This window comes from Pseudomonas sp. No.117 (genome assembly GCF_054558395.1).
The window spans coordinates 68,594-94,953 of the sequence record NZ_BAAJNP010000004.1 but is presented as its reverse complement, the minus strand read 5'-3'; the positions used below and the strand labels follow the sequence as shown (position 1 = coordinate 94,953).

Sequence of the window (26,360 nt, the reverse complement as noted above, 5' to 3'; positions counted from 1 at the left end):
TCATGACGAAACCTCTTCTTCGCAGGCGACGATGCCCAGCGGCAAGGGCCGTACCGGTGCCTGGCCGCGCAGGCGGCCGACGGTCTCCACCGGCACCCCGGATTCGGCGGCGATGATCTCGGCCCCGGCCTGGGCACAGTAACGACCCTGGCAACGACCCATGCCGACCCGGCTGAAGGCCTTGGCCCTATTGGCCTCGCGGGCGCCCTTCTCGCGTACCACGGCGCGCAGTTCACCGGCGGTGATGCCCTCGCAGCGACAGACCACCGCCGTGTCCGGCAGGCTGGCCATCTGCTTGGCCGGCCAGGGAAAGGCCTCGGCCAGGCCGAGGCGGAAGCGCTCCTGCACCTCGAGGCCCTCGCGGCAGCGTTCGGCGAGGCCGTTTGGCGGCGTGCGGCCAAGATCGGTCAAGACCGCACAGGCGGCCAACTTCCCGGCCAGTTCGGCGGCATCGGCACCGCGCACCCGGGCACCATCGCCAGCGGCATAGACGCCCGGTGAGGACGTCCGTCCTTCGGCATCCAGCTGCAATACCCATTGCCCGGTCGCCCGCTCGAAGTCGAAGGCGCAGCGGGCGAGATCGGCCAGCTGGGTTTCCGGTCTCAGGTGATAGCCCAGGCCCACGGCGTCGCCGACCACCTCCTGGCGCAGGCCGCGGGCATCGGCGAAGGCCACGCCACGGACGCCCTGCTCGGCGTCGCCGAGAATTTCCAGCGGGGTGACGCCAAAGTGCAACGGCACCCCGGCGCGTTGGAGGGAAGCCATGAGTTGCACCCCCTTCCAGGCGACACCCGGCCGCGCCAGCAGCTTGGGCGCCGCCAGGGCGCGCAGCCGCAGCGGCGCGGTATCGAGGACGGCGGCGACGGTGGCACCGGCTTGCTGGTACTGGCTGGCGACCAGGTACAGCAAGGGCCCGCTGCCCAGGAAGATCACCCGCCGGCCGATGGACACCGCCTGGGTCTTGAGGGCGATCTGGGCACCGCCGAGGGTATAGGTGCCCGCCAGGTTCCAGCCCGGTACTGGCAGCAGCCGGTCGCTGGCACCGGTGCAGAGCACCAGGGCGTCGAAGTCCAGGGTGCGCTGGCGATTGCCCTGCACGGTGTAGAGGGTGCGTTCGTGCAGGTGCCAGGCCATCGTCTCCGGGCGATAGTCCAGCCGCCCACGTAGACCGTCGAAGGTGCGGTGCAGGTCTTCGGCCTTGGCCGCTTCGCCGCCGTAGAGGGTGGCATAGGAGCGCTGGAATCCCTCGGGCTGGCGGCGATAGATCTGACCACCGTCGCGGCGATTCTCGTCGATCACCACCGGGGCGATACCCGCGGCCAGCAGGGTTTCGGCGCAGCGTACGCCGGCCGGGCCGGCCCCGACGATGACCACCCGCGGCGTCTTCGAATGAGAGGATGCTAGGCCAGATTCCATACCGCCTCCGGTTGCTTGGTAAGGATCTGCAGGCCGTCGCGGACCTCGGTACCACAGGCGCGCAGGCGTTCGCCGGCGGCGGTCCACACCCAGCAATCCTGGCAGGCGCCCATAAGGCAGAAGCCGGCACGGCGCTCTTCGCCAAATTCGGAGCGCCGTAGCGCCGGGCCGTTGGCGAGCAAAGCGACCATCAGGGTGTCGCCCGCCAGGGCCGTGACCGGCAGGCCGTCGACCGTGAGGCTGACCTGCGGCCGGCCGGTTTCGGCGAGTCGCTGGAAGCGAGACGTCATGCGCGAACTCCTTGGGTGTGCAGCACGGCGCCGCCTTGCAGGCGCTGCAAGGTCTCGCCGTCGTGGTGACAGAGGATGAGGTTGCCGCCCGGCAGCCGCTGTTGCGGCGGTGCTTGGCGCTCACAGCGGCCCTCGACACGCACCGGACAACGGCGCAGGAAGCTGCAGAGCGCCCCGCTCGCCTGGGTCTTGGCGGCCAGGGGTGCCACGGTACGGACCGGTTGCTCCTCCAGCCAGCCCTGGCGCAGCGCGGGCACCGAGGCGGTGAGCAATTCGGTGTAGGGATGCAGCGGCGGATGCTGCAGCGTGGCCGGGGTGCCCAGCTCCACCGGCTGGCCGGCATAGAGCACCAGCACCTCGTCGCACAGGCTGCGCACCGTGGAGATGTCGTGGCTGATGAACAGATAGGCCAGCCCCAGCTCGCGGCGCAGTTCCACCAGCAGGTCGAGGATGGCGGCGCCGACCACGGTGTCCAGCGCCGAGGTGACCTCGTCGCAGAGGATCAGCTCGGGTTCGGCCGCCAGGGCCCGCGCCAGGTTGACCCGCTGCTTCTGGCCACCGGACAGCTCGCCCGGACGCCGGTTGGCGAGACTCGCCGGCAACTGCACCCGGTCGAGCAATTCGCGCACCTTGCGCTGGCGGGTGGCCTTGTCGAAGGCATGGTAGGTTTCCAGCGGGCGCATCAGGATGCGCTCCACGCTATGAGCCGGATTCAGTGCCGTGTCGGCGTTCTGGTAGACCAGCTGCACGCGGCGGAACTGCTCGCGGGTGCGACCATCCAGACCGGGCGGCAGGGGCTCGCCACCCAGGTGCACGCTGCCTCGCGCGGGCGGCAGCAGGCCGGCGATCACCCGCGCCAGGGTCGACTTGCCGGAGCCGGACTCACCGATCACCCCCAGGGCCTGCCCCGGCGCGATGCTCAGATTGATGCCTTCCAGCACCCGATAGCGCGGCAGGCCTTCAGCGTTCATGGGGCCATAACCGGCAACCAGGTCATTTACTTCCAGCACGGGCGCCCGGGTCTCCACCGCGGGCAACCCACGCTCCGCCAGGGGCTCTGGCTGAGCCGCGGCCAGCAGGCTGCGGGTATAGGGATGGCGGGCACTGGCCAGCAGGCGCTCGGTGCGGCGATTTTCAAAGACCTCGCCGCCATTGAGCACCAGGATGCGGTCGGCCATCTGGGCCACCACCGCCAGGTCGTGGGAAACATAGATCGCGGTCACGCCACGTTCGCGGACCACCTGCTTGAAGACACGCAGCACCTCGATCTGGGTAGTGACGTCCAGCGCCGTGGTGGGTTCGTCGAGGATCACCAGGGTCGGATCGGTGATCAGCGCCATGGCGGCCATCAGCCGCTGCAGCTGGCCGCCGGACACCTGGTGCGGATAGCGCTCGCCAATATGCTCGGGGTCCGGCAACGCCAGTTCGCGGAACAGCTCCAGGGCCCGCGCCTCGGCGTCGCGCCGGGTCAGCACGCCGTGGATCAGGGCGCTCTCGATGATCTGTTCCATCAAGCGGCGCGACGGATTGAAGGCCTCCGCCGCGCTCTGGGCGATATAGGCCACGGTGCGGCCACGCAGCCGGCGCAGGCCCGCCGCGTCGAGCTCCAGCACCCGGGTGTCGCCCACCCGGATCGAGCCGCCGGCGAGCCGGCAACCGGCGCGGGCGTAGCCGAGCAGCGACAGCGCTATGGTGGTCTTGCCCGAACCGGATTCGCCGATCAGCGCCAGCACCTCGCCCTTGGCCAGGCTGAAGCCGACCTCCTTGACGATGAGGGTTTCACTGCCATCCTCGGCCTGGGCGACCACGCGCAGGTCCTTGACCTCTACCAGCGTCTGCATCTCAGCCATCTCAGCGCCCTCCCCGGCGCCGCGCGCCGAACCGGTCGATGAGCAGGTTGACGCCCACCGTCAGGGTACCGATGGCCAGGGCCGGCATCAGCACCGCCGGGGCGCCGTCGGCCAGGCCACCGATGTTTTCCCGCACCAGCGAACCCAAGTCGGCATTGGGCGGTTGCACGCCGAGGCCGAGGAAACTCATGCCACTGAGCAGCAGCACGATGTAGACGAATCTCAGGCCCAGGTCGGTGAGCAGCGGCAGGCGCATGTTGGGCAGCATCTCCACCAGGGCGATGTACAGCTTGCCCTCACCACGGGTACGGGCGACCTGGACGTATTCCAGCTCGGTGAGGTTCATCGCCAGGCTGCGGGCGATGCGATAGCAGCCCGGGGCATAGCCCACCACCGCCATGACCACCAGCAGCGGCACCGAGGAACCGAAGGCCGAGACCATCACCAGCGCCAGCATCTTGCTCGGCAGGGAGATCAACGCATCGATCAGCCGCGAAAGCGGCTCGTCCACCCAGCGCCCCGACAGCGCCGCCAGCAGGCCGAGCCCGGTGCCCAGGGCACAGGACAGCACCGCGGCGATCAACGCCAGGCCCACGGTGAAGCGGGCACCGTCGAGGATGCGGCTGAGCACGTCACGGCCCAGGTAATCGGTGCCCAGGGGATGGGCGGCGCTGTAGCTGGCCAGCACCGCGCCGTCGCCCAGGGCACCCGGATCGTAGGGCGCGAGCCAGACGCCGAATACGGCGATGAATAGCCAGAAGGCCACCAGGAAGCCGCCGAGCAGGCCGGTTAGGGACCAGCGTGCGGGACGGCGGGTACGGAGCGGCGACAACTGGGCGTCGAGCGTCTTGCCGTCCACCGGCAGGACGGCGGCGCTGCGCACGGGCGTCACGGGTCGGGTCATAGCGTTCTCAGCCTCGGGTTGGACAGGATGGCGCAGAGGTCCGCCAGGGTCATGAGCACCAGATAGGCGCTGCAGAACAGCATGGCGCAGGCCTGGATCAGCGGCAGATCGCGACTGGCGACGCCGTCCACCATCAGTTGGGCGATGCCGGGATAGTTGAAGATGGTCTCGACGATCACCACCCCGCCCATCAGGTAGGAAAGGCTCAGGGCCACGGCGTTGGCGATGGGTCCCACGGCATTGGGCAGGGCATGGCGCAACACGGCACGCACCGGGCCGACGCCCTTCAGGCGGGCCATCTCCACATAGGGACTCTGCAGTTGCTCCACCAGGGCCGCGCGGGTCATCCGCGCCATCTGCGCGACGATCACGCAGCACAGGGTGCCCACCGGCAGCGCGTAGGCGCGCAGGAAATCCAGGGGACCGTCGATGTCATGGGCGAAGGTCAGCGCCGAGGTCCAGTGCAGCTGCACGGCGAAGACCAACACCGCCAGGGTCGCGACCAAAAATTCGGGGACCGCGACGATGCCCAGGGTGAAGAGGTTGAGCACCCGGTCCAGCCGGCCACCCGCGTTCATCGCCGAGGCGATGCCGAGCACCAGGGCCAGCGGCACCGACACCAGGGCGGTCACCCCGGCCAGCATCAGCGAGCCGAGCAGGCGGTCGCCGATCAGGCTGGTGATGGGCGCCTGGCTGGCCAGCGACTGGCCTAGATCGCCGTGCAGCAGGCCGATCAGCCAGTGGAAGTAGCGCAGGAGCGCCGGCTGGTCGAGACCCATCTGGGCACGCAGGGCCGCGACCTGTTCGGGCAGCGCGAACTGGCCCAGGGCCTGCTGGGCGGCGTCGCCCGGCAACAGCGCGGAAACGAAGAACACCAGCAGCGAGACGATGAACAGGGTCAGTACCCCGCCCCCGACGCGCCTGGTGATGAGGGAAAAGACGGAACGGTCCAAGGTCACCTCCTGCTTGGGCAAGGAGCGGCGAAGAGTCCCAGCGGACGTCTTCGCCATTCGGCGCAGAGCGTCAGGCCTCCAGCCAGACGTGTTCGGCGAACATGTAGCCCATGAAACCCCCGATGGGGATGATGCCGTAGCCGCCGAGCTTGGGCGAATGGGCATCGATGGAGCTGGTGAAGATCGGCAGGCCGATGCCGCAGTGCTGGTGGATCAGCAGCTGCATGTCGGCATACATCTGCTTGCGCTTGGCCAGGTCGGTCTCGCCGCGGGAGGCCACCACCAGCTGGTCGAACTGCTCGTTCTTCCAGCCCGACTCGTTGAAGGGCGCGTCGGACTTGAAGAACTGCGACAGCAGGATGTTGGCGGTCGGCCGCGCGTTGATGTTGCCGAAGCCCAGCGGGTCCTTCATCCAGTGGGTGTTCCAGTAGCCATCGGCGCTGACGCGGTTGACCATCAGGTCGAGCCCGGCCCGCTTAGCCGACTGCTGCAATACCAGGGCCATCTCGTTGGCGTTGTCCGCGGCGGTGGAGGTCACCAGCGGCAGCTTGGCCCCGGCGATGCCGGCCTTCTGGAAGAGGAACTTGGCCTTGTCCGGATCGTAGGGTCGCTGCGGAAGGTCCGCCGCATAGTAGGGCGTGCCGGGCATGATCGGCTGGTCGTTGCCGATGGTGCCGTAGCCGAGGAATACCGACTTGAGGATCTGCTCGCGATCGAACAGCAGCTTCATGCCCTCGACCACGTTGGGATCGTTGAACGGCCGATTGGGGATGCGCATGATCAGGTCGGTGTAGCCACCGGAAGTGTTCGCCACCACCTTGAGCTTGCCGCTCTGCTTGAGGCGGTCGGCCGAGCGCGGGTCCACCGACACGGTGAGCTGGATGTCGCCGGCCAGCAGTGCGTTGACCCGCGACGGCTCGTCGGTGATGCCGATCAGCTCGATCTCGTCCAGGTAGGGCTTACCGGACTTCCAGTAGTTCTCGTTGCGCATGCCCACGGTGCGCACGCCGGGCTTGAATTCCTTGACCTTGAAGGGGCCGGTGCCGTTGGCGGTGGAGAAATCCTTGGTGCCGTCGGCGATGATCAGGAAGTGCGAGATGGCCAGCACCGCCGGCAGCTCGGAGTTCGGCGACACCAGGCGGATGCGCACCTCGTCCGGCGCCACCGCGGTGACCTCGGCGAACTGGTCGGCCAGGGCCTTGACCTTGGAGCCCACCGCCGGGTCCTTGTGCCGCAGCAGCGAGTAGACGACGTCGGCGCTATCGAAGGTCTTGCCGTTGTGGAACTGCACGCCCTGGCGCAGCTTGACCGTCCAGGTCGTGGCATCCTGGGTCTCGACGCTGGTGGCCAGGGCCATTTGCGGCTCGAGATGGCTGTCGAAGACGGTCAGGCCGTTGTAGAAGAAATACTGGCGCGCATAGTCGCCGGAGAACGAGCCCTTCGCCGGATCGAGGGTATCGGCGGTGGAGGAACCGGCGGCCGCGGCGCGCACCCGGCCACCACGGCGCGGCGTGCCGCCGCTGGCGTCCTCGGCGGCGAAGGCACGGCCCTCGCGACCCAGCAGACTGCCCACGCCCGTGGCCATCAGCCCGGCGACGCCCAGCAGGCGCAGCGCATCGCGTCGCGATACCCCCCGTTGCAAGGCCGCGAAGGCCTGGACGCTTTCTGCAGGACCTATCAGGGGACTTCCAGTCTTTTTCTCTGTCATGTCGGCTCGCTCGTTGGGGGCTCTGTCGCCAGTCCGCATCCCCCTCCCCGGGAATGCGGCTTGGTCCTGTGGGCCGCCTTGTCGTGCGGCCTGTTTCATTACAGCACCGGGTCCCTGCGGATTACCGTCGAATTGGCCCCGTGGCGAGATAGAAAAGACCGTTTTGCCCGATCCGCTCAGCATTGTTTGCGGTGTGCTTCGCGACGGCGCACCAGGGCCGTCGATGCCCGGCTTTGGCGCGTTCCGCTGGCGTTTCGCTTGGCTGGCGCAGGGCGCCGCCGACCACCATCGGACGCTTTTACAGCACTGGCAAGGCGCTCCGTGCAGCAGTTTCTGCGCCGGTGGCCGGACAAACGAAAACCGCCCAGCGCGACTCCCCGGTTGGCGGAGCCGTGCTGGGCGGTTCACTGGGCGGAGGCTAGTGCAGCCGGTCCTGGACCCGGTAGTAGAGCCCCACCAGCGGCAGGAACCAGGGCTTGCCGAAGTGGCCGGGAATGGCTGGCCAATCCAGCACCCGCCAGGGATTGGCCTGGCTGCGCCCTTCCAGCACCTCGGCCATCACCCGGCCCATGTGTACCGACATCTGCACCCCGTGGCCGCTGTAGCCCATGGCGTAGAACAGGCCGTCCTGCTCACCGGCACGGGGCAGGCGGTCGGCGGTCATGTCCACCAGGCCACCCCAGCAATAGTCGATGGGCGCCTGGGCCAGGCTGGGAAACAGCTGGCCCAGGGCGGCGCGCAGCACGGCGCCGCTCTTGGCGTCCTGGCGTGGATCGGACAGCGCGAAGCGGGCCCGGCCGCCAAAGATCAGCCGGTGATCCGGCGTGGTACGGAAATAGTTGCCGATGATGCGGCTGGTCACATAGGTACGCCGGTTGGGCAGCAGCCCATCCAGCTGCTCCTTCGGTAGCGGCGCGGTGGCGATGATGAAGCTGCCCACCGAGGCGATACGCCGGCGAAACCATTGGAAGGGTCCGACCTGGGCATTGCCGGTGGCCACCAGCACCTGGCGGGCGCGCAACTCGCCCTTGGCACTCGTCACGCGGAAACTGCCGTCCGGCAGGCGCTGCAGATTGCTGACCGCGGCACCTTCGTAGACCTGGGCACCGCGGCGCACCGCCGCCTCGGCCAGGCCCACGCCGAAGCGCCCCATGTGCATCTGGGCGCCATTGCGTTGCAGCAGGCCGCCGTAAAAGCCGTCGGAGGCCACTTCGATCCGCGCCTGTTCGGGGCCGATCAGTTCCACGTCCGGATCCACCTCCTGGCGAATCAGCTCGCAGGTGCGCGCCAGGTTGTCGTAGTGCTGCGGCTTGGCCGCCAGCTTGAGCTTGCCGGCCTTGTGGAAATCACAGGCGATGCCCTCCTCGGCGATCACCGCCTCGACGCTGGCCACGGCATCGGCATAGGCCTGGTAGAAGGCCCGGGCGCGCTCGGCGCCCAGGCTGGCGCGCAGGGCCGCGTAGTCCTGGGCGACCCCGGTGTTGCAGTGGCCACCGTTGCGGCCGGAGGCTTCGCCGATCACCCGGCCGGCCTCCAGCACCGCGACGCTGGCCCCGCGCTTGCGCAGCGCCACCGCCGCCGACAACCCGGTGAAGCCGCCGCCGATGACGGCGACATCTACCTCGCCCGCCACCGGGCCGGAGGTGCCGCCGGTGAAGCTCGGCGCGGTCGCGAGCCAGTAGGATTCGGACGACTCTTGGCCGTGACTCATGGGCGGCGCTCCTGAGCGGGGGTTTATTCGAGGCCGACCACGGCGGCCAGGCCGCCGATGTCCTTGATCTCGGTGTTGCTGTAGTAGGGGGTGCTCGGCTCATGACCGCGGTTCACGAACACCTTGTTCTTGATGTTCATGTAGTCGGCCGGGATCAGGTCGTAGCGGAAGCTCGAGGAGACGTGCAGCACGTCTTCCGGACCGCAGCCGAGGTTGTCCAGCATGTATTCGAAGGCCTGCAGGCGCGGCTTGTAGGCCTGGCCCTGCTCGGCGGTGAAGACCCGGTGGAAGGGCACGCCCAGCTTATCGACGTTGGACATGATCTGCTCGTCGGCGGCGTTGGAATAGATCACCAGCGGGATCTTGTCGGCGATCTTGGCCAGACCCGCGGTCACGTCCGCGTGGGGACCCCAGCTCGGCACCGCCTCGTAGTAGGCGTTGGCTTCGGCGTCGGTGAAGGAGATGCCCCAGCGCTTGCAGGTACGCTCCACCGCCGAGTACAGCACCTCCGAATAGGGTTTCCAGGCGCCGAGCACCTCATCGAAGCGATAGCCGTTGAAGTCCTTGCAGAACTGGTCCATGGCCTCGGCCGGGATGCGGTCGGCGAACATCTCGCGGGCCATGTCGGACATGCGGAAACGGGTCAGGGTGCCGTAGCAGTCGAAGGTGATGTACTTGGGCCGAAAGGCGGTCATGGCAAGGATCCTTTGACGGGGGTCGTGAGTGGAGGCCGGAACGCCGGTGGCGTCCCTGGCAAGCATTACAGCATCGGCGGGCCTGGAAGTTGTCCGCTTTCAGGCGCCGCGGGAAACAGAAAAAACCGTTTTGGGGGTGGGGCCCAGCATTGTTTGCGGAAGCCTCAGGAATGCTCCAGATCGATCAGCACGCTCTTGCTGCGCAGGTTGGCTTCGAAGGCCGCACGACCCAGGTCCTTGCCGATACCGGAGCGCTTGTAGCCGCCGGTGGGGATGATCCAGTCGTGGCTGCGGCCATAGCGATTGACCCAGACGGTGCCGGCTTCCAATGCCCGGGTCAAACGCAGCGCCCGGCCGAGATCGGCAGTATGCACCCCGGCGGCCAGGCCGTAGGTGGGGTGCTCGGCCAGTGCCAGGGCCTCGGCCTCGTCATCGAACACCTGCACGGTCAGCACCGGGCCGAAGATCTCTTCGCGCACCGCGGGATTTTCCGCGTCGACGCCGGCGATCAGGGTTGGCTGATAGTAGGCACCGCCCAGGCCCTCCTGCAGGGCGCCACCGACCAGGATCTCCGCCCCGGCCGCCCGGCTGCGCGCGACGATGTCGTGGATGCGCTGGCCCTGGCGGTGGGAGATGATCGGCGACAGCGTCGCCGCGGCCGACCAGGTCGGCCCCGGGCGCAATTCGGCGAAGGCGGTGCGGATGCCCTCCAGCATGGGCTCCAGGGCGGCGCGCTGCACCAGCAGTCGCGATCCCGACACGCACACCTGGCCGGCGTTGCCGGTGATGGCGGCGGCCACGCTGCGCGCGGTGCGGGCCAGATGCGGCGCATCGGCGAATACCAGCTGCGGGCTCTTGCCACCCAGTTCGAGGGTCACCGGCTTGGGCCCGCTCTGGGCGCAGGCGGTCATGATGGCGCTGCCGGTGCCGGTGGAGCCGGTGAAGGTCACCTTGCCGATCCGCGAGTGTCGACAGAGGGCATCGCCGGTGACCCGGCCATCGCCCTGGACCACGCTGAGGATGCCCGCCGGCAGCCCGGCCAGGGTGGCGAGTTCGGCCAGACGCAGCATGGAGAACGGGGTCAGCTCCGACGGCTTGATCACCACGGCGTTACCCGCGGCCAGCGCCGGGGCGATCTTCCAGCCGGCCATGCTCAGTGGAAAATTCCACGGGGCGATGGCGCCCACCACGCCATAGGGCTCGGTGATCTGCATACCCAGATGGGAGGTAGCGGTCGCGGCCACCTCGCCGCCGTGCTTGTCGGCGAATTCGGCGAAGAAGCGAATGCCTTCGGCCACATAGGGGATGTCCCAGGCCAGCACGTCGCGCAGCGGGCGGGTCGAGCCCACCGCTTCCAGGGGGCCGAGCACCTCGCCATCAGCTTCCACCAGGTCGGCCCAGCGGCGCATCACCCGGGCGCGTTCGCGTGGCGGGCGGGTCGCCCAGTCGCTGGCCTTCCAGGCGCGCCAGGTGCTCTCCACCACCTCGTCCACCAGGTCGGCCGAGGCGCAGGGCAGCCCGCTTTGCAGCTGACCGTCGGAGGGCCGGAACACCTCCAGCTCGGCCACGGCATCGCGGCTGCGGCCACCGATGAAATGAGCACAACGAACCTTAATATCTCTGGGGTCGAACGAGGCCATGGCGCGCTCCGCTAGGGCTGTGGGCTTGGCCCCATGCTAGGCGCGCGGGTCATCATCTTTTGCCGAACTGGCGCGGACCTTCGGCGCCCCGCGACGGAACGCCCAGCGATCGGCAACCGAATCTGCCGTCGCTTCTTGCTAGGCTGCTGCCTGAATCTGTCAGACCCGAACCGGAGCCTTGCCGTGTCCAACGTCACCCTGAGACCTCTGCGCGAAACCGACCTCGCCACCGCCCACCGCCTGTCCCAGGCGCTGCAGTGGCCCCATCGGCTGGAGGACTGGCAATGCCTGTTCCATACCGGCGAAGGCCTGGTGCTGGAAGACGACCAGGGGGTGTTCGGCACCGGTTTCTGCGTGCCCCAGGGCGACTACGCCACCATCGGCCTGGTGATCGTCGCCGACAGCCACCAGGGCCAGGGCCACGGGCGCCGTCTCATGGACGGCCTGCTGCAGCTGGCCGGTAGCCGCACGCCGCTGCTGGTCGCTACCCTGCGCGGTGCCCCGCTCTACCGCAGCCAGGGCTTCGACTCCTACGAACGCATCTTCCAGCACCAGGTGGCGGCCCTGCCAGCCCTGGGTGAACGACACCCGCTGGAGAGCCAGATCCGCATCCTGAGCCTGGTGGACGCGCCCCACCTGGAAGCCCTTGCCCAGGCGGCTACCGGCCTGGATCGCACCACCCTGTTGCGGGAGCTGCTACCGCAGGCCGAGCGCATCGTCGGCCTGGAGCGCGACGGCCAGCTCCGCGGCTTCGCCCTGCTCCGCCCCTATGGCCGCGGTCTGTCGGTCGGCCCGGTGATCGCCGAATCCACCGAGCAGGCTCAGGCGCTCAGCCTGGCGCTGCTGCGCCATGCCGAGGGGCGTTACGTGAGATTCGACGTGACCGGGCGCAGCGGTCTCAATCCCTGGCTCAGCGAACTGGGCATCCCCCAGGTCGACGAGGTCGAGCAGATGGCCAAGGGCACCGCCCCGACCGCCCGTGACGGGGTGGATCAGTTCGCCTTGCTGACCCAGGCGCTGGGTTGAACACACCCGCGCCTTGGGAGTACCGCTGGATATTGAGCCGAATAGCGGCCACAATCGGCTCATATAAAGAGCCGAATGCTAGCGATAATCGGCTCATCAGCGGAGCGCGCCCATGCAGGACAGGCAGTGGATCTGGCAACACCCGAACTGGCCCGCCTTCGCCTGGAAGGCTGAACCGCTAGCCCCCCTGCTTCGGCGCTGCACGCTGCTCCAGGGGCAATTGCTGGGAATGGCCGGAGTCGTGGGACAGGATGCCGAAGCGCAGAACGCCCTGGACGCCCTCCTGCAGAACGTCCTAACCTCCTCGGCCATCGAGGGCGAACAACTCAACGTCGGCTCCCTGAGGTCATCGCTCGCTCGGCGCCTGGGCCTGGCCGACCCAGGCCGCCCCAGCCCGCGGAGTGAAGGCCTGGCGGCCCTGTCCCTGGACAGTACGGGTACCTTAGATGCACCCCTGGATCAGGACCGGCTCTGCAAATGGCATCGCTGGTTGTTTGCCGAGGAAGCAGCCTTGCTGGGTAATCAGCCACGGATCGGCCAGTGGCGCGGCGAGGAGCCAATGCAGGTGGTCTCGGGGCGTCTCGACCAGCCCCGGGTGCACTTCGAAGCCCCACCCCGGGACGGCCTTGAGCGACAGATCGAAACGTTCCTCAAATGGTTTGCCGTCAGCCGGGACGACCCGAGCCTGGACCCTCTGCTGCGTGCAGGTATCGCCCACTTCTGGTTCGTCACCCTGCACCCCTTCGACGACGGCAACGGCCGCATCACCCGGGCACTCACCGACCTTGCCCTGGCCCAGGCCGAGAACCAGGCGAATCGCCTCTATGCCATGTCGGCGAGCATCCTCGAGGACCGCAGCGGTTACTACCAGATCCTGGAGGCCAGCCAGCGCGGCGATCTGGACGTCACCGCTTGGCTGCTCTGGTTTCTCGCGACCTTGGCACGCAGTCTGGAACAGGCCCGGCAGCGAATCGACCGCGTGCTGGCCAAGGCGCGCTTCTGGCAGGACCACCGGACGGACGAGTTGTCCCCCGAACAGACCAAGGTCCTGAATCGCCTGCTCGACGGCGGCGAGCGCGGCTTCACGGAGGGCATCAGCGCGGCCCAGTACCAGGCAGTGGCCAAGGTCTCCAAGGCCACTGCGACCCGCCACCTGGCGGATCTGCTGGCCAAGGGCTGCCTGGTGAAACTGCCCGGCGGCGGTCGGAGCACCCGCTACCGGGTCGCCGGCTAACGCCACTCGCACCCGGCGACCCGGTTGCAGCTGGTGCGGCCACGGTCGCCCTGGGAGGTGGAGAAGCGGCTGATCACGTTCCAGCCCAGCTGGCGGGTGCGGCCCAGCCAGAGGTTGCCGTCGCTGGTCAAGCCGCTGAAGAATTGCAGCCGTCCCAGACGGGTGCTGGTCTGAGCCCAGGACAGGCCCGAGACCGGATCGTAGCCGCGCATCAGGGTGTCGTTGCCCTGCACCGCCACGCCGTACCAGCCACCCCGCCCGTCCTGGCAGCGCAGCACGAAGGCGCTACGCACGCAGGTGTTGGCAGGGGTGAGACTGGGAATGGCCGCCTGGACGAAAGACGACGGCGTCAGCAGCAGAGCGGTGGAGAGCAGGCCGGTACGCAGGATGGCAGACGGGATCATCGCGGCAGTCGGTCGGGGGGCGGGACGCCCAGCATGAGGCAAATCCCGCGGGCCGGCCAGCCTCACCGCGCTAGAGCGCCTTGGTACCCAGTGCAGGCAGGCCCGGTTCCGCCGCCACACCACGCTCCGGCGCCTCGGATTCCAGTGCGGGCGTAGCCTTGCCATCCAGCGCGGCCTTGAGCCGCTGCCTGTCCAGCGCCCCGACCCAGCGGGCGATGGCCAGGGTCGCTACGCCATTGCCGATGGTATTGGTGATGGCCCGCGCCTCCGACATGAAGCGATCCACCCCGAGCAGCAAGACCATGCCGGCCACCGGGATGGTGCCGAGGCTGGCCAGGGTCGCCGCCAGGGTGATGAATCCCGATCCGGTGACCCCGGCCGAGCCCTTGGAGGTCAGCATCAGCACGGCCATGATGATGAGCTGGTCGGTCAGGCTCAGGGGCGTATTGGTGGCCTGGGCGATGAAGGTGGCGGCGGCGGTGTAATAGATGGCCTGGCCGTCCGGATTGAAGGTCAGGCCCGAGGGAATGACCATGCCGGCTACCGGTTTGGAACAGCCCGCGTTCTCCATCTTGCGGATCATCTGCGGCAACACCGATTCGGAGGAACTGGTGCCCAGCACGGTGAACAGCTCTTCCTTGAGGTACTTGAGCAGCTTCCACAGGCTGAAGCCGGCGACGCGGCAGATCGGCCCCAGCACCAGGGCAACGAAGAGGATGCAGGTGAGATAGAAACAGGCCATCAGCTTGCCCAGCGAGAACAGCGAGCCGAAGCCGTACTTGCCGATGGTGAAGGCGATGGCGCCAAAGGCCCCCAGCGGGGCCAGGCGCATCACGATGTTGACGATGCCGAACATGCCGTGCATCAGGCTATCGAGGGTGCGGATGATCGGCTTGCCCTTGTCGCCACAGCGCGCCAGGGCCACCCCGAGCAGGATGGAGAACAGCAGGATCTGCAGGATGTTGCCCTTGGCGAAGGCGTCCCCCAGGGTGTTGGGTATGATCTGCATCATGAAGGCGATGAAGGACTCGTGCTTGGCCGCCTCGGTGTAGCTGGCGATGGCGGAGCTGTCGAGGGTGGCCGGATCAATGTTCATGCCGGCGCCAGGCTTGAAGGTATCGACCACCACCAGGCCGACGATCAGCGCCAGGGTCGAGACCACCTCGAAGTAGATGAAGGCGCGGATGCCCACCCGGCCCAGTTCCTTCATGTCGTTCATCTTGGCGATGCCGGTGACCACCGTGAGGAAGATCACCGGTGCCAGCAGCATCTTGATCAGCTTGATGAAGGCGTCGCCGATGGGTTTGAGCGAGGTGGCGAAATCCGGGTAAAAGACGCCGAGCAAGGCGCCGGCGATGACCGCGATGACGACCTGGACGTAGAGTTTTCCGAGTAGGCGCTTCATGGGATATCCATTGTTGTTCTTGTAATGGAAGCGACCGCGCGGGCGGTCGCCCGTGAACGTGCAGAGCCTGCCCCAGCCGCGCCGCCAGGCCGCGGATGAGGCCGCCGCCCTAGCGCGCGATCAGTTCCAGCACGGCGTCGGTGACCTGGCGCGTGGTGGCCGTACCGCCCAGGTCCGGGGTGTGCAGGCCGCTGGCGGTGACCTCCTCGATGGCGCGCATCAGGTGGGCGCTGGCCTCGGGTTCGCCGAGGTGGTCGAGCATCAGCGCCGCGGTCCAGAAGGTGGCGATGGGGTTGGCCACGCCCTTGCCGGTGATGTCGAAGGCCGAGCCGTGGATGGGTTCGAACATCGAGGGAAAGCTGCGCTCCGGATTGAGGTTGGCGGTGGGCGCGATGCCCAGGCTGCCGGACAGCGCCGCGGCCAGGTCCGAGAGGATGTCGGCGTGCAGGTTGGTGGCGACGATCACGTCCAGGTTGCCCGGCTTGAGCACCATGGTCGTGGTCACGGCGTCCACCAGTTCGCGGGTGGTGCGTACGTCCGGATAGTCCTTGGCCACCTCGGCGAACACCTCGTCCCACAGCACCATGCCGTGGCGCTGGGCATTGGACTTGGTGACCAGGGTCAGGTGCTTGGCCGGACGGCTGCGGGCCAGGTCGAAGGCGAATCTGTGGATGCGCTCGACGCCGACCCGGGTGAAGGTGGAGACCTCGGTGGCCACCTCGAGGGGCAACCCCTGGTGGACCCGACCGCCGCTGCCCGAGTACTCGCCTTCGGAGTTTTCCCGGACGATCACCCAGTCGATGGCCTGGCCATTGGTGAGCGGACTCTTCACCCCCGGCAGCACCCGCGCCGGACGGACATTGGCGTATTGGTCGAAGCCCTGGCAGATCGGCAGGCGCAGGCCCCAGAGGGAAATGTGGTCCGGCACCTTCTGGCTGCCCACCGCGCCGAAGAAGATGGCATCGGCCTGCTTGATCTCCTCCAGTCCCCCTTCCGGGATGTAGTGGCCATGCTCCAGGTAGTACTCCGAATCCCAGGGGTAGTGGCTGACCTCGAACGTGAAACCGCCCAGGCGCTTGGCCAGGCCATCGAGGACCTCGAGGCCGGCGGATATGACTTCGACCCCGATACCGTCTCCGGGAATGGCAGCGATCTTGTAGTTCTTCATGAGGTGGCCCTGTGCTCTTGTTCGTGGGAGGGAACGCCGGCTGGCAGCGTAGGGCCGAGTATAGGTAGTGAAATCCAGGCTAAGATTCACCTCAAATCATCACTTAAGTGAATTGAGGTTAATAATGAGCCGCCCCCAGGACCTCAGCTTCTTCCACCTGCTGGCCCAGCAAGGCAACCTCGCCGCCACGGCGCGCGAACTGGGTATCACCCCGCCGGCGGTGAGCAAGCGACTGGCCGCCCTGGAGCGGCGCTTGGGGGTGCGGCTGGTCAATCGCACCACTCGCTCGCTGGGGCTGACGCCCGAGGGCGAGCTGTATTTCCGCCATGCCGGGCGCATCCTCGGCGATATCGAGGCGGTGGAGGACATGGTCGCCAGCCGTCGTGGCCAGCCCAAGGGACTGCTGCGGGTCAACGCCTCGCTGGGCTTCGGGCGGCGCTACATAGGGCCGGCGCTGGCGGCTTTCATCGACCGCTATCCGGAGGTGGAAACCCAGCTGCTGCTCAGCGACCACCCCATGGAACTGGCCGCCCATGGCCTGGACCTGGGCATCCGCTTCGGCGTGGCCCCGGATGCCGGCTATCACGCCCGGCGCATCGCCAGCAATCGTCGGCTACTGTGCGCCTCGCCGCTCTACCTGGAACGCCATGGCACGCCGCAGCGGCTGCAGGAACTGGCCACGCACAACTGCATCTTCCTGCGCCAGAACGACAGCATCCACGGGGTCTGGGAGTTTCTCGAAGGCTCACGTACCCGCAGCATCAAGGTGCGCAGCAATCTGAGCTGCAACGATGGCGAGGTGGCGCTGAACTGGGCCCTGGAAGGCCGCGGCATCTTGCTGCGGGCAGAATGGGACATCGCCCGCTACGTCCGCAGCGGGCGGCTGCGCCGGGTGCTGGAAGACGCCCGGCCACCCTCGGCGGACGTCTATGCGGTCTATTCCGAACACCATCACCTGTCCGCCAAGGTGCGGCATTTCATCGACTTCCTGGTGGAGCGCTTCCAGCGCATCGACCACCTCGAGGACCCGGCCGGCGAGGCGGACTGAGGGCGCTCAGCCGCGCGCCGTCCCCCACAGCCGCCCGATATCCCGCGCGGTGCGTTCCAGCAGCCGCTCGGCCTGGGCCAGGGCTTCGTCCAGGCTGAGCGGGCCCGGCACCAGACTGAAGGCCGCTGCCAGGCCCTGCTCGTAGAGGGCCTCGTAGCCCGCTCCCAGGGAACCGGCCACGGCCACCACCGGCACCCCCTGTTGCCGGGCCAGGCGCAGCACCCCAGCGGGAGTCTTGCCTCTCAGGGTCTGGCCGTCCAGCCGCCCTTCCCCGGTCAGCGCCAGGTCGGCACCGCTCAGCGCCGCCTCCAGCCCCACCAGTTCGGCCACCACCTCGATGCCCGGGCGGAAGGTCGCCTGCAGGAAGGCCAGGGCGGCGAAGCCGACACCGCCGGCCGCCCCGGCGCCCGGCTGGTCGCGGACGTCACGCCCCAGGGTCGCGGCGGTGACCGTCGCGAAGTGCCCCAGCGCCTCGTCGAGCTGGCGGACCTGTCCGGGCGAGGCGCCCTTCTGCGGACCGAAGATATGACTCGCACCCTGGGGCCCGCACAGGGGGTTGTCGACGTCGGCGGCGATCACCACGTCCACCTCGGCCAGGCGCGGATGCAGCTGCGCCAGCTCGATCCGCGCCAGGCCGGCCAGGGCAGCGCCTCCCGCCGCCAGTGCCTGCCCCTGCTGGTCCAGCAAGCCCACCCCCAGGGCCTGGAGCAGGCCCGCGCCGCCATCGTTGGTGGCGCTGCCGCCGATGGCCAGTACCAGGCGCTCGGCGCCGGCGTCCAGGGCCGCGGCTAGCAACTCGCCGGTGCCGCGCGAAGTGGCAGCCAGTACATCGCGCCGGGCCTTGGGTACCAGCTCCAGACCACTGGCGCTGGCCATTTCGACGAAGGCGGTGCGTTGCTCGGCCAGCCAGCCCCAACGGGCGTTCACCGGCTCGCCCAGCGGCCCGGTCACCGGCATCTGGCGCACCTCGCCACCGGTGGCGGCCAGCACGGCGTCCAGGGTGCCCTCACCGCCGTCGCCCAGCGGGCATTCGATCAGCTCGGCAGCCGGCAAGGCCTGGCGCAGGCCACGTGCCAGGGCGCGGGCGACCCCCGCGGCGGACAGGCTTTCCTTGAAGGAATCTGGGGCGATGACGATCTTCATGGGCGATTCTCCGTTGTTGTGCGCCGAGTGTTTCCCGGATCACGGAGAACGACAACCGGACGTTTGCCCAGCAACGTCCGCTTGAAACCTTGCATTCGCCTAGCCGGCATCCAGGAGCTGCAGCGCGCAATACAGCTCGGCGGCTTCGGCGAAGCGTCGCGGATCGCGGCCGGTCACTGCCTGGATACGCTCCAGCCGATGCCGCAGGCCATTGCGATGCAGCCCGAGGGCCGCGGCACAGGCCTGGGGGCTGGCGTCCTCGGCGAACCAGCTGCGTAGCGTCGCCAGCAGCTGGCCATCGCGGTCGGCCTGTCGCAGGCGTTCGAGGGGCGCCAGCAGCCAGGCGCTATCCGCGCGCCCCGCCTGGCCGTGCAGCCAGGTGGGTAGCGCCAGCTCGTCCAGCTTGACCTGGTCGCGTGCCGGTCGCAGGCGCCTGGCCACGGCCAGCAGGTCCAGCGCCCGCTGGGTCGTCTCGGCCAGCCCGCTCCAGGGGCGCGCCTGCGAAACCCAGGCACTGCGGGCCAGCGCCCAGCCCTGGGCCGGTAGCTCGTCCAGTAGGGCCGACGGAGGCACCGCACCCGGGCGATACCAGAGCCACTGGCCCTCCTCCCGAGGCAGGCACCAGCTGTGGGCTATGCGTTCCTGCGCCCAGTCGCCAAAGGTCGGCGCCGGAGCGGCGAACTCCAGCAGCAGGACATCCCGCGGCAGTTCTGGCCGCAAGCCGAGCAGACTGGCGTGGCGGCCCAGCTCGGACGCCGCACCGGGTGCCAGCAGCTGGCGCAGCAAGGGAGCGGTCATGCGGGACGTCGCGGAGGGCTGCCCCGCCGCCTGCTCGATGAGCATTTCCGCCGTTAGGCGCAGGAGTTCGGCGGGCAAGCGCAGCTGTTCGGCATCCTCGCTGCTCACCCCGAGCACCCCCACCAGTTCGCCCTGGCGATACAGTGGCAGGTTGATCCCGGCCTGGACCCCCGGCAGCCGGGCGGCAGCCGCGGCATCCAGGGCCACCGCCCGGCCTTCGGCGATCACCTGCCGTGCACCCGCATGGCGGGTGAACAGCCGCGTCGGGTCACCCGAGCCGATGATCAGCCCGGCCGCGTCCATGACATTCACATTGCCCGGCAGGATGCGCATGGCGCGCTCGACGATTTCCTGCGCCAGGGTCTGGCTCAGTTCCAAGGCCACCTCCGCGATTGACGTACGCCGGCATGGCGCGTCGTCACCTTAGAGAGGTCGCCGGCGCCCGGCAAGCCGCCGGGGTAGCCTTGCAGTCAGGCTGTTCGCCCGCCAGCAGCCTGCCTGGCCGACCGGCGGAGCCAGACGGTCGGCGTCGCCCAGGTCCAGGGAATGGCCATCGCCCTCCACTGAGTCCTCCCCAAGGTCCATTCGGCTAAAGGATCACCCAGGCTGGCCGTTTGCCATTAAGCTTATTATTTAGCGCGTTTATCATTGGCGCACGGTTTTCTGGTGATCCTTCATGACAGCTCTTTCCTATCGCGACCGCCACCAGGCCCTGGACCATTCCCTGGAACGCTTCTGGGAGGTCGCCAAGCCCGTGGTCCAGGCCGCCATGGGCATCCACCTCGTCCTGCTGCTGATCTTCGCCCTGCTCGACCAGATGGCGATGGTCTGGGCCAATGTGCTCAGCGTCTCCTTCTACGTGGGCTGCCTGGCGGCCCTGCGCCGACACCATTACCGCGTCGCCAGCCTTACCATGAGTTGCGAAATCGTCGGCCACGCCTGCTTCGCCACCTGGCAGCTCGGCTGGGACAGCAACTTCCATTTCTACGTGCTATGCATCCTGCCGATCATCATCTACAACTACCGCACCGCGCCCCGCCGCCATCTGCTGCTGGTCCTCGGCATCCTGGCCACCCTGGCCGGCGGCTATCTGCTGCACCCGCCGGCGAGCCTGTCGCCGCTGGCGATGAAGCTGTTCGGGACCGGCAACATCATCAGTGCCCTGCTGCTGCTCCTGTATGGCACCGGTGCCTCCTTCTACCACAGCACCAAGATGCAGCTGGACCTGCTGCACTCCGCCAGCCACGACAGCCTCACCAACCTGTACAACCGCCGGCGGATCCTCGACCAGGCCGACCAGGACCAGTGCCTCAGCGGCAGCCTGATCCTGTTCGACGTCGATCACTTCAAGCACATCAACGATAGATTCGGCCACGACTGCGGCGACCTGGTGCTGCAGCGGATCGCCGATGTGATCCGCCGCGAGGTCCGGCACTCGGACCTCGCGGCGCGCTGGGGCGGCGAAGAATTCCTCGTGCTGCTACCCCAGGCCCGCACGGAGGTGGCCTGGGGCGTGGCGGAGCGGATCCGCCAGCGCCTGGGCGAGGTGACCCAGTCCCTCGAGCGCGGACCGGCGCGGGTGACGGCGACCCTGGCGGTCTGCGAGATCCGCGATTGCGAAGCCTTCGCCAGCGCCCTGGAACGCGCCGACCAGGCGCTCTACCGCGGCAAGCAGGAAGGGCGCGACCGGGTGATGCTGGCCGCTTGAGCCCTGCTCGGCCCGGCGACGCTAGACCTCGAAGCGTTGCAGGGCGCCGTGCAGGTCGGCGGCCAGGCTGGACAGCTGCTGGCTGCTGGTGCTGGTCTGCTGCGCACCAGCAGCGGTCTGGGTGGCGGCGTCGCGGATCAGCGTGAGAGTGCGATCGACCGCGGCGGTGGTGGCGGTCTGCTCCTCGGTGGCCGCGGCGATGGCGTCGTTGCGCTGGCCGATGGCGGTGATGGCCTGGGTGATGCCCTCCAGCACCTGCCAGGTCGCCTGGGCCTGGTCACGGGTATGGCTGGCCTGCAGGCGGCTCTGATCGAGCGCCGCCACGGTCTTTTCGCTGACCTGCTGCACCCCGTCGATCAGGCCTTCGATCTCCCGGGTGGAATCGCCGGTCCGCCGGGCCAGGCCGCGCACCTCGTCCGCCACCACGGCGAAGCCACGCCCCGCATCCCCGGCGCGAGCCGCCTCGATGGCGGCGTTGAGGGCCAACAGGTTGGTTTGCTCGGCCACGGTGCGGATCACGTCGAGCATCTTGCTGATGCCCTTGGACTGCGCGGCCAGGTGGTCCGCCTGGGTAGCGGCTTCGTCGACGTTGCCGACCAGCTGGGTGATGGCCACCAGGGTCTGCTGGACCTGCGCCTGGCCCTGCTTGGCCTGATCGACGCAGCGACGGGATTCGGCGGAGGTGGACGTCGCGTGCTCGCACACCGCCTGCACCGCCTGGTTGAGCTGGGTCACCGCGATCGCCGCCTGCTGGATGTCGGCCGTCTGGCGTTCCAGGTTGCGGCAGCTGTCATCCATCACCGCGCTCATCTGGGTCGAGGCCGAGGCCAGTTGCTCGGAGGCATTGCCGGTATGGGCCAACACCTCGCGCAGGTTGCCCTGCATGCGTTCGAGCGCCAGCAGCAGCATGGCCGCTTCGTCGCGACCGCGGGCCTGGATCCTCTGGCGCAGGTCACCCGCCGCGATGCCGGTGGAGATGTCCAGCGCCTGGCGCAGGGGCTGCACCACGCTGCGCGTCAGCCGCCAGGCCAGCAGCAGCAACAGCACGACGGCGCCGCCGATGGCCGACCAGACGATGGCCCGGGCTTGGGCGAACTGGGTTTCCGCCCGCGCCTTGGCCTGGGCCGCGCCCTGCTTGTTCAGTTCACGCAGCAACTGGACCTGCATGTCCATCAGGTCACCCTGCAGGGTCACCACGGTATCCAGCTGCACCCGCGCCGCCGCGAGCTGTTGCTGCTCGATCAGCTGCACTTCCTGGCGCAGTCCGGCGACGAAGGGCAGGTAGGCCCCGTGCAGGGCCTTGACCGAATCGGCTTCGGTGGCCTCGGCGATCACCGGTTCGTAGTCCCGGAACAGCTGGTCGGTCTCGTTGACCAGCTGCTCCAGGGTGATCCGGCTCATGGCCACGGCGCCCGGATCCTCGGCGTTGAGCAGCACCACCGACGCCTGGTTGCGCAGCTTGCCCAGGTTGATCGCCAGGGCGTCGGCGATGGCCATGCTGGGCAGGGAATGCTGCTCCATGATCAGCGCCTGGCGCCGCAGTTGCTGCATCTCCCACAGGGAGAAGAGACCGAGTCCGGCCAGCAGCATGGCGGCGAAGGTGAAGGCGCAGAGCATCCGTGGCCCGGTCTTGAGCGATCTCAGCCAGGAACGATCCAGGGAACGGCGCAACGGAGCGATGAAACGGAGCATGGAGGCGTCACTGCAGGAAGACGGTCGAGCGGAAGAGACTAGGCAGACAAAATGTCGGCTTGATGACAAAAAGCCATCGCCGAAAAAAGATCGGACGATTGCACGGCGCGGCGACTGGGGCTAACGTCCGCAGCCTTCACTGAGCTGCCGACTTCCTAGACCATGGCCTCCGCTCCACCCAAGGCATCCGCGTTCCAGATCCTGCTGCTTGGCATCGGCCAGATTCTCGTCTGGGGTGGCTCCTTCTTCATCCTCGCGGTGCTCGCCGATCCCGTGGTGCGGGAGACCGGCTGGTCCCGCCAGTGGGTCTATGGCGGCCTCTCCCTCGGCGTGCTGGTGTCCGGGCTACTCGCCCCGGCGTGCGGACGGCTGATCGCCCGCCAGGGCGGTCGGACCCTGCTGTCCCTCAGCGGCCTTGGTGTGGCGTCGGGCCTGATCCTGATGGCCAGTGCCCAGCACCTGCCACTGTTCCTGCTGGCCTGGGTGATCATGGGCATCGGCATGGCCGCCGGGCTCTACGATGCCCTGTTCGCGACCCTGGGTACCTGCTACGGCGCCCAGGCCCGTTCGGCGATCACCGGCATCACCCTGGTGTCGGGCTTCTGTACCGCCATCACCTGGCCGATCACCGCCCTGCTGGTCAACCACCTCGGTTGGCGCGGCGCCTGCCTGGCCTATGCCGCGGTCCTGCTGCTGACGATCTGGCCCCTGTACCGCCACGCCCTGCCCGCGCCCGTCATCGCCACCCAGGCGCCGCGCCCGCTGCAGACGGCGCCTGCAGCCCCGGTGAATCGCGCGCTCTATGGGGTGCTGTGCGCCCTCTTCACCCTGGGTGCCGTGCTGATGACGGCGATCTCCATCCAGCTGATTACCCTGCTGCAGAGTCTGGGCTACGGGCTGGCGACGGCAGTGGCCCTGAGTGCCTGCCTGGGTCCGAGCCAGGTGGGCTCACGCCTCATCGACCTCGTCAATCGCAACGGCCATCCGCTATGGACGGCGCTGGCCTCGGTGGTCTGCACGGCGGCCGGATTGCTTCTGGTGACGCTGGGGCCCAGTGTCGCCTGGGTCACGGTGGTGGGCCTGGTGATCTTCGGGGCGGGCAACGGCCTGCGGGCGATCATCCGCGGCACCCTGCCGTTGGCGCTCTGGAGTCCGACGGAGTACGCCGCGATCCTCGGACGCATGGCGCGCCCCGCGCTGCTGGGCCAGGCTGCCACGCCGCTGCTGTGCGGCTATGTGCTGGAGCACCAGGGTCCCCAGGCGGTGCTGGGGCTGCTCTGCCTGCTGGCACTGATCAACGTGGCGCTGGTCGCCTGGCTGTTCAAGGCGCTCTTCGGCGATGGTGCCGCGCGGCCCTGAGCGGCTAGTCGCAGGCGACGGCCATGGGCACCAGGCGCAATTCGATGCCGGTCCGCCGCAGGGTGAGGATATCGCCCTGCCGCTGACCGACCTCGTCACCCAGGGTGCTGCGTAGCGTCTCGTCCAGCAGTCGCGCATAGGTGCGCGGGTCCTCACCCTTGCAGCTGTCGGCGATGTGCAACTCACCCTGCAGCAACTTGCCGGCGGTGCGACCACTCTCGAGATCCACGAGCAGGTAATCCTGGTCGGGTTGGTAGGTGAAGGTCATACGTATTCCCCGGCGGCTGTAGCCATGGGAACCGCCTGGCCGGCGATGGTTCAGGAACTCGCGCCTTCCTCGTCCAGGCGGCTGCGCAGCATCACCAGGGTTTCCCGCAGATCATCCAGCCCGGCATCGCCCAGGGCGCAGACCTCGCGGACGCGGCTGTTGACGCCGTTGGCCTGGTTGCGCAGGGCGCGGCCGGCCGGGGTGAGTTCGATGGACAGGTTGCGCTCGTCCTCCGCACTGCGCCGACGCGTGACCAGGCCGCCCGCCTCGAGCCGCTTGACCACCGGGGTCAGGGCGCCCGAATCCTGCCGCAGCCGGTTGGACAATTCCTTGAGGGTGAGGCCATCGTGCTCCCAGAGCACCAGCATGATCAGGTACTGCGGGAAGGTCAGGCCCATGCTTTCCAGTAATGGCTTGTACAGCTGCGTCATGGCGAGCGAAGCCGAATACAGGGAAAAGCACAGTTGCTGGTCGAGAAGCAGTGGATCTTTGGCTGTCATGAGGTCTGCCATCAAAAACGCGTTAACAGGAGTGGTCGGTGCCGGCGAGCCCGCGCCAGGCCTTGGGCCGGGGCTGGAGCTCGGTTGCCGGAAACATCCGGTAACTGGCACTGGATTCCGATAACACAGGATGCCACAGTGAGCGGCTGGACATAAATAATAAGGGTAATACCAAGATGGCCGTTTCCTCTGCCTCTCCAGCCACCCCAGGGGAGACACCCCTCCCCGCTGCCGCCTCGCCACTGGTGGCCGGAGTCCTCGCCTCCTGTGCCCTCGCCCACCTGATCAACGATCTGATCCAGTCGGTCCTGCCCTCCATCTATCCCCTACTCAAGGATAGCTATGGTCTGACCTTTACCCAGATCGGTCTCATCACCCTGGCGTTCCAGATCACCGCCTCGCTGCTCCAGCCCTGGATAGGCTTCCACACCGACCGCCATCCGAAACCCTATCTGCTGACAGCTGGCATGGTCTGCACCCTGTTCGGGGTGTTGCTGCTGGCCTTCGTCGGCAGCTTCCCGGCGATCCTCGCTGCCTCGGCACTGATCGGCGTCGGCTCCTCGACCTTCCATCCCGAGACCTCCAGGGTCGCACGCCTGGCCTCGGGAGGCCGCTTCGGCCTGGCCCAGTCGACCTTCCAGGTGGGTGGCAACGCCGGTACCGCCATCGGCCCACTGCTGGCCGCCGCCATCGTCATTCCCTACGGCCAGACCCACGTCGCCTGGTTCGCGCTGTTCGCCCTGTTCGCCATCGCCGTGCAATACGGGCTGTCCCGCTGGTATCGCCAGCACCTGCGCAGTGCCAAGGGCCGCAAGGCCGCGGCGGTGAGCCACGGGCTGTCACCGCGGCGGGTGACCTTCGCCCTGATCGTGCTGGCCCTGCTGGTGTTTTCCAAGTACATCTACATGGCCAGCCTCACCAGCTATTTCACCTTCTACCTGATCGAGCGTTTCGGCTTGTCGGTGGCCAGCTCCCAGCTGCATCTGTTCCTCTTCCTCGGCGCCGTCGCGGCCGGCACCTTCCTCGGCGGCCCCATCGGCGATCGCATCGGCCGCAAGGCGGTCATCTGGTTCTCGATCCTCGGCGCGGCGCCCTTCACCCTGGCCCTGCCCTACGTGGACCTGTTCTGGACCAGCGTGCTAAGCGTCATCATCGGCTTCGTGCTGGCGTCGGCCTTCTCGGCCATCGTGGTCTACGCCCAGGAACTGGTGCCAGGCAACGTCGGCATGATCGCGGGTGTCTTCTTCGGCCTGATGTTCGGTGTCAGTGCCATCGCCGCGGCGGGCCTGGGCAATCTCGCGGACCATCACGGCATCCAGTACGTCTACCAACTCTGTTCCTACATGCCCCTGCTGGGGGTGCTCACCGTCCTGTTGCCCTCCACCCGCCGCAAGGGCGCCTGAGACCGACGCCACGGGACGCCAAGGCGCCCGTGGCGAA

The 26,360-nt window shown here is 68.1% G+C and carries 23 protein-coding genes and 1 pseudogene; 6 read left to right on the top strand and 18 right to left on the bottom strand.

Going from position 1 to position 26,360, the window contains the following annotated elements; all coding sequences use genetic code 11:
* From ACYJP6_RS10300 to ACYJP6_RS10260, 9 genes are all read right to left on the bottom strand, one after another.
* On the bottom strand, positions 1–1,416 hold the full coding sequence (locus ACYJP6_RS10300) for an FAD/NAD(P)-dependent oxidoreductase (RefSeq protein WP_459474891.1): 1,416 nt from the start codon (positions 1,414–1,416) through the stop codon (positions 1–3).
* The gene (locus tag ACYJP6_RS10295) at positions 1,401–1,706 is read right to left on the bottom strand and encodes a (2Fe-2S)-binding protein (RefSeq protein WP_459474890.1); all 306 of its coding nucleotides are present in this window, start codon (positions 1,704–1,706) and stop codon (positions 1,401–1,403) included. Before ACYJP6_RS10295 ends, ACYJP6_RS10300 begins: the two co-directional genes overlap by 16 nt.
* A complete protein-coding gene (locus ACYJP6_RS10290) occupies positions 1,703–3,547 on the bottom strand; it encodes an ABC transporter ATP-binding protein (protein WP_459475353.1) in 1,845 nt (614 codons plus the stop codon). The genes ACYJP6_RS10295 and ACYJP6_RS10290 overlap by 4 nt, the downstream gene beginning before the upstream one ends.
* Positions 3,548–3,557: 10 nt before the next feature.
* Positions 3,558–4,460 (bottom strand): ABC transporter permease, encoded by a 903-nt coding sequence (locus tag ACYJP6_RS10285; protein ID WP_459474889.1) that lies wholly within the window; start codon positions 4,458–4,460, stop codon positions 3,558–3,560.
* Positions 4,457–5,413 carry an ABC transporter permease gene (locus ACYJP6_RS10280; RefSeq protein ID WP_459474888.1) on the bottom strand — a complete coding sequence of 319 codons (957 nt, stop codon included), beginning with the start codon at positions 5,411–5,413 and terminating at the stop codon, positions 4,457–4,459. The genes ACYJP6_RS10285 and ACYJP6_RS10280 overlap by 4 nt, the downstream gene beginning before the upstream one ends.
* Positions 5,414–5,483: 70 nt before the next feature.
* Entirely contained in the window at positions 5,484–7,121 is a 1,638-nt protein-coding gene (locus ACYJP6_RS10275) for an ABC transporter substrate-binding protein (RefSeq protein ID WP_459474887.1), read from the bottom strand.
* Positions 7,122–7,539: 418 nt separating this feature from the next.
* Positions 7,540–8,832 (bottom strand): NAD(P)/FAD-dependent oxidoreductase, encoded by a 1,293-nt coding sequence (locus ACYJP6_RS10270; protein ID WP_459474886.1) that lies wholly within the window; start codon positions 8,830–8,832, stop codon positions 7,540–7,542.
* 23 nt (positions 8,833–8,855) lie between these two features.
* Positions 8,856–9,527, bottom strand: coding sequence for a haloacid dehalogenase type II (locus tag ACYJP6_RS10265; RefSeq protein ID WP_459474885.1), 672 nt, complete (start codon positions 9,525–9,527; stop codon positions 8,856–8,858).
* A 164-nt stretch (positions 9,528–9,691) separates the two neighbouring features.
* Entirely contained in the window at positions 9,692–11,167 is a 1,476-nt protein-coding gene (locus tag ACYJP6_RS10260) for an aldehyde dehydrogenase family protein (protein WP_459474884.1), read from the bottom strand.
* Between the two features lie 183 nt (positions 11,168–11,350).
* Here ACYJP6_RS10260 and ACYJP6_RS10255 point away from each other — a divergent pair, with 183 nt between their 5' ends.
* Together ACYJP6_RS10255 and ACYJP6_RS10250 are read left to right on the top strand one after the other, a co-directional pair.
* On the top strand, positions 11,351–12,193 hold the full coding sequence (locus ACYJP6_RS10255; protein ID WP_459474883.1) for a GNAT family N-acetyltransferase: 843 nt from the start codon (positions 11,351–11,353) through the stop codon (positions 12,191–12,193).
* A gap of 112 nt (positions 12,194–12,305) precedes the next feature.
* Positions 12,306–13,427, top strand: coding sequence for a Fic family protein (locus ACYJP6_RS10250; RefSeq protein WP_459474882.1), 1,122 nt, complete (start codon positions 12,306–12,308; stop codon positions 13,425–13,427).
* On the opposite strand, the gene ACYJP6_RS10245 is transcribed toward ACYJP6_RS10250, so the two are convergent.
* The 3 genes from ACYJP6_RS10245 to ACYJP6_RS10235 form a co-directional block, all read right to left on the bottom strand.
* Entirely contained in the window at positions 13,424–13,831 is a 408-nt protein-coding gene (locus ACYJP6_RS10245; RefSeq protein ID WP_459474881.1) for a hypothetical protein, read from the bottom strand. The genes ACYJP6_RS10250 and ACYJP6_RS10245 overlap by 4 nt on opposite strands.
* Before the next feature lie 70 nt (positions 13,832–13,901).
* On the bottom strand, positions 13,902–15,236 hold the full coding sequence (locus tag ACYJP6_RS10240; protein ID WP_459474880.1) for a dicarboxylate/amino acid:cation symporter: 1,335 nt from the start codon (positions 15,234–15,236) through the stop codon (positions 13,902–13,904).
* A 109-nt stretch (positions 15,237–15,345) separates the two neighbouring features.
* Positions 15,346–16,404, bottom strand: a complete 1,059-nt coding sequence (locus tag ACYJP6_RS10235) for a tartrate dehydrogenase (RefSeq protein ID WP_459474879.1) — start codon at positions 16,402–16,404, stop codon at positions 15,346–15,348.
* Between the two features lie 124 nt (positions 16,405–16,528).
* On the opposite strand from ACYJP6_RS10235, the gene ACYJP6_RS10230 reads away from it, so the two are divergent.
* Positions 16,529–17,452: a LysR family transcriptional regulator gene (locus tag ACYJP6_RS10230; protein WP_459474878.1), complete on the top strand. Its 924-nt coding sequence runs from the start codon at positions 16,529–16,531 to the stop codon at positions 17,450–17,452.
* 6 nt (positions 17,453–17,458) lie between these two features.
* Here the strand turns inward: ACYJP6_RS10230 and ACYJP6_RS10225 are convergent, their stop codons facing one another.
* Entirely contained in the window at positions 17,459–18,595 is a 1,137-nt protein-coding gene (locus tag ACYJP6_RS10225) for a glycerate kinase (RefSeq protein WP_459474876.1), read from the bottom strand.
* Positions 18,596–18,694: 99 nt separating this feature from the next.
* Entirely contained in the window at positions 18,695–19,771 is a 1,077-nt protein-coding gene (locus ACYJP6_RS10220; protein ID WP_459474875.1) for a CdaR family transcriptional regulator, read from the bottom strand.
* A 298-nt stretch (positions 19,772–20,069) separates the two neighbouring features.
* Here ACYJP6_RS10220 and ACYJP6_RS10215 point away from each other — a divergent pair, with 298 nt between their 5' ends.
* The gene (locus ACYJP6_RS10215) at positions 20,070–21,101 is read left to right on the top strand and encodes a GGDEF domain-containing protein (RefSeq protein WP_459474874.1); all 1,032 of its coding nucleotides are present in this window, start codon (positions 20,070–20,072) and stop codon (positions 21,099–21,101) included.
* A 21-nt stretch (positions 21,102–21,122) separates the two neighbouring features.
* On the opposite strand, the gene ACYJP6_RS10210 is transcribed toward ACYJP6_RS10215, so the two are convergent.
* A complete protein-coding gene (locus ACYJP6_RS10210) occupies positions 21,123–21,899 on the bottom strand; it encodes a methyl-accepting chemotaxis protein (protein ID WP_459475352.1) in 777 nt (258 codons plus the stop codon).
* A 78-nt stretch (positions 21,900–21,977) separates the two neighbouring features.
* Positions 21,978–22,793: pseudogene (locus ACYJP6_RS10205) on the bottom strand (MCP four helix bundle domain-containing protein); the annotation flags it as partial.
* A 162-nt stretch (positions 22,794–22,955) separates the two neighbouring features.
* Here ACYJP6_RS10205 and ACYJP6_RS10200 point away from each other — a divergent pair.
* Positions 22,956–24,152 carry an MFS transporter gene (locus ACYJP6_RS10200; RefSeq protein WP_459474873.1) on the top strand — a complete coding sequence of 399 codons (1,197 nt, stop codon included), beginning with the start codon at positions 22,956–22,958 and terminating at the stop codon, positions 24,150–24,152.
* A gap of 4 nt (positions 24,153–24,156) precedes the next feature.
* Here the strand turns inward: ACYJP6_RS10200 and ACYJP6_RS10195 are convergent, their stop codons facing one another.
* The gene (locus ACYJP6_RS10195) at positions 24,157–24,420 is read right to left on the bottom strand and encodes a hypothetical protein (protein ID WP_459474872.1); all 264 of its coding nucleotides are present in this window, start codon (positions 24,418–24,420) and stop codon (positions 24,157–24,159) included.
* Between the two features lie 50 nt (positions 24,421–24,470).
* Positions 24,471–24,920, bottom strand: a complete 450-nt coding sequence (locus ACYJP6_RS10190) for a MarR family winged helix-turn-helix transcriptional regulator (RefSeq protein ID WP_459474871.1) — start codon at positions 24,918–24,920, stop codon at positions 24,471–24,473.
* 176 nt (positions 24,921–25,096) lie between these two features.
* Between ACYJP6_RS10190 and ACYJP6_RS10185 the strand changes: the two genes are divergently transcribed.
* Positions 25,097–26,323, top strand: coding sequence for an MFS transporter (locus ACYJP6_RS10185; RefSeq protein WP_459474870.1), 1,227 nt, complete (start codon positions 25,097–25,099; stop codon positions 26,321–26,323).
* Positions 26,324–26,360: the final 37 nt, after the last annotated feature.

Excerpts from the sequence above, each read along its gene's own strand:
- ACYJP6_RS10300 (WP_459474891.1), bottom strand. The coding sequence starts at position 1,416 with ATGGAATCTGGCCTAGCATCCTCTCATTCGAAGACGCCGCGGGTGGTC.
- ACYJP6_RS10295 (WP_459474890.1), bottom strand. The coding sequence starts at position 1,706 with ATGACGTCTCGCTTCCAGCGACTCGCCGAAACCGGCCGGCCGCAGGTC.
- ACYJP6_RS10290 (WP_459475353.1), bottom strand. The coding sequence starts at position 3,547 with ATGCAGACGCTGGTAGAGGTCAAGGACCTGCGCGTGGTCGCCCAGGCC.
- ACYJP6_RS10285 (WP_459474889.1), bottom strand. The coding sequence starts at position 4,460 with ATGACCCGACCCGTGACGCCCGTGCGCAGCGCCGCCGTCCTGCCGGTG.
- ACYJP6_RS10275 (WP_459474887.1), bottom strand. The coding sequence starts at position 7,121 with ATGACAGAGAAAAAGACTGGAAGTCCCCTGATAGGTCCTGCAGAAAGC.
- ACYJP6_RS10270 (WP_459474886.1), bottom strand. The coding sequence starts at position 8,832 with ATGAGTCACGGCCAAGAGTCGTCCGAATCCTACTGGCTCGCGACCGCG.
- ACYJP6_RS10265 (WP_459474885.1), bottom strand. The coding sequence starts at position 9,527 with ATGACCGCCTTTCGGCCCAAGTACATCACCTTCGACTGCTACGGCACC.
- ACYJP6_RS10260 (WP_459474884.1), bottom strand. The coding sequence starts at position 11,167 with ATGGCCTCGTTCGACCCCAGAGATATTAAGGTTCGTTGTGCTCATTTC.
- ACYJP6_RS10250 (WP_459474882.1), top strand. The coding sequence starts at position 12,306 with ATGCAGGACAGGCAGTGGATCTGGCAACACCCGAACTGGCCCGCCTTC.
- ACYJP6_RS10245 (WP_459474881.1), bottom strand. The coding sequence starts at position 13,831 with ATGATCCCGTCTGCCATCCTGCGTACCGGCCTGCTCTCCACCGCTCTG.
- ACYJP6_RS10240 (WP_459474880.1), bottom strand. The coding sequence starts at position 15,236 with ATGAAGCGCCTACTCGGAAAACTCTACGTCCAGGTCGTCATCGCGGTC.
- ACYJP6_RS10235 (WP_459474879.1), bottom strand. The coding sequence starts at position 16,404 with ATGAAGAACTACAAGATCGCTGCCATTCCCGGAGACGGTATCGGGGTC.
- ACYJP6_RS10230 (WP_459474878.1), top strand. The coding sequence starts at position 16,529 with ATGAGCCGCCCCCAGGACCTCAGCTTCTTCCACCTGCTGGCCCAGCAA.
- ACYJP6_RS10225 (WP_459474876.1), bottom strand. The coding sequence starts at position 18,595 with ATGAAGATCGTCATCGCCCCAGATTCCTTCAAGGAAAGCCTGTCCGCC.
- ACYJP6_RS10215 (WP_459474874.1), top strand. The coding sequence starts at position 20,070 with ATGACAGCTCTTTCCTATCGCGACCGCCACCAGGCCCTGGACCATTCC.
- ACYJP6_RS10210 (WP_459475352.1), bottom strand. The coding sequence starts at position 21,899 with ATGGATGACAGCTGCCGCAACCTGGAACGCCAGACGGCCGACATCCAG.
- ACYJP6_RS10200 (WP_459474873.1), top strand. The coding sequence starts at position 22,956 with ATGGCCTCCGCTCCACCCAAGGCATCCGCGTTCCAGATCCTGCTGCTT.
- ACYJP6_RS10195 (WP_459474872.1), bottom strand. The coding sequence starts at position 24,420 with ATGACCTTCACCTACCAACCCGACCAGGATTACCTGCTCGTGGATCTC.
- ACYJP6_RS10190 (WP_459474871.1), bottom strand. The coding sequence starts at position 24,920 with ATGACAGCCAAAGATCCACTGCTTCTCGACCAGCAACTGTGCTTTTCC.
- ACYJP6_RS10185 (WP_459474870.1), top strand. The coding sequence starts at position 25,097 with ATGGCCGTTTCCTCTGCCTCTCCAGCCACCCCAGGGGAGACACCCCTC.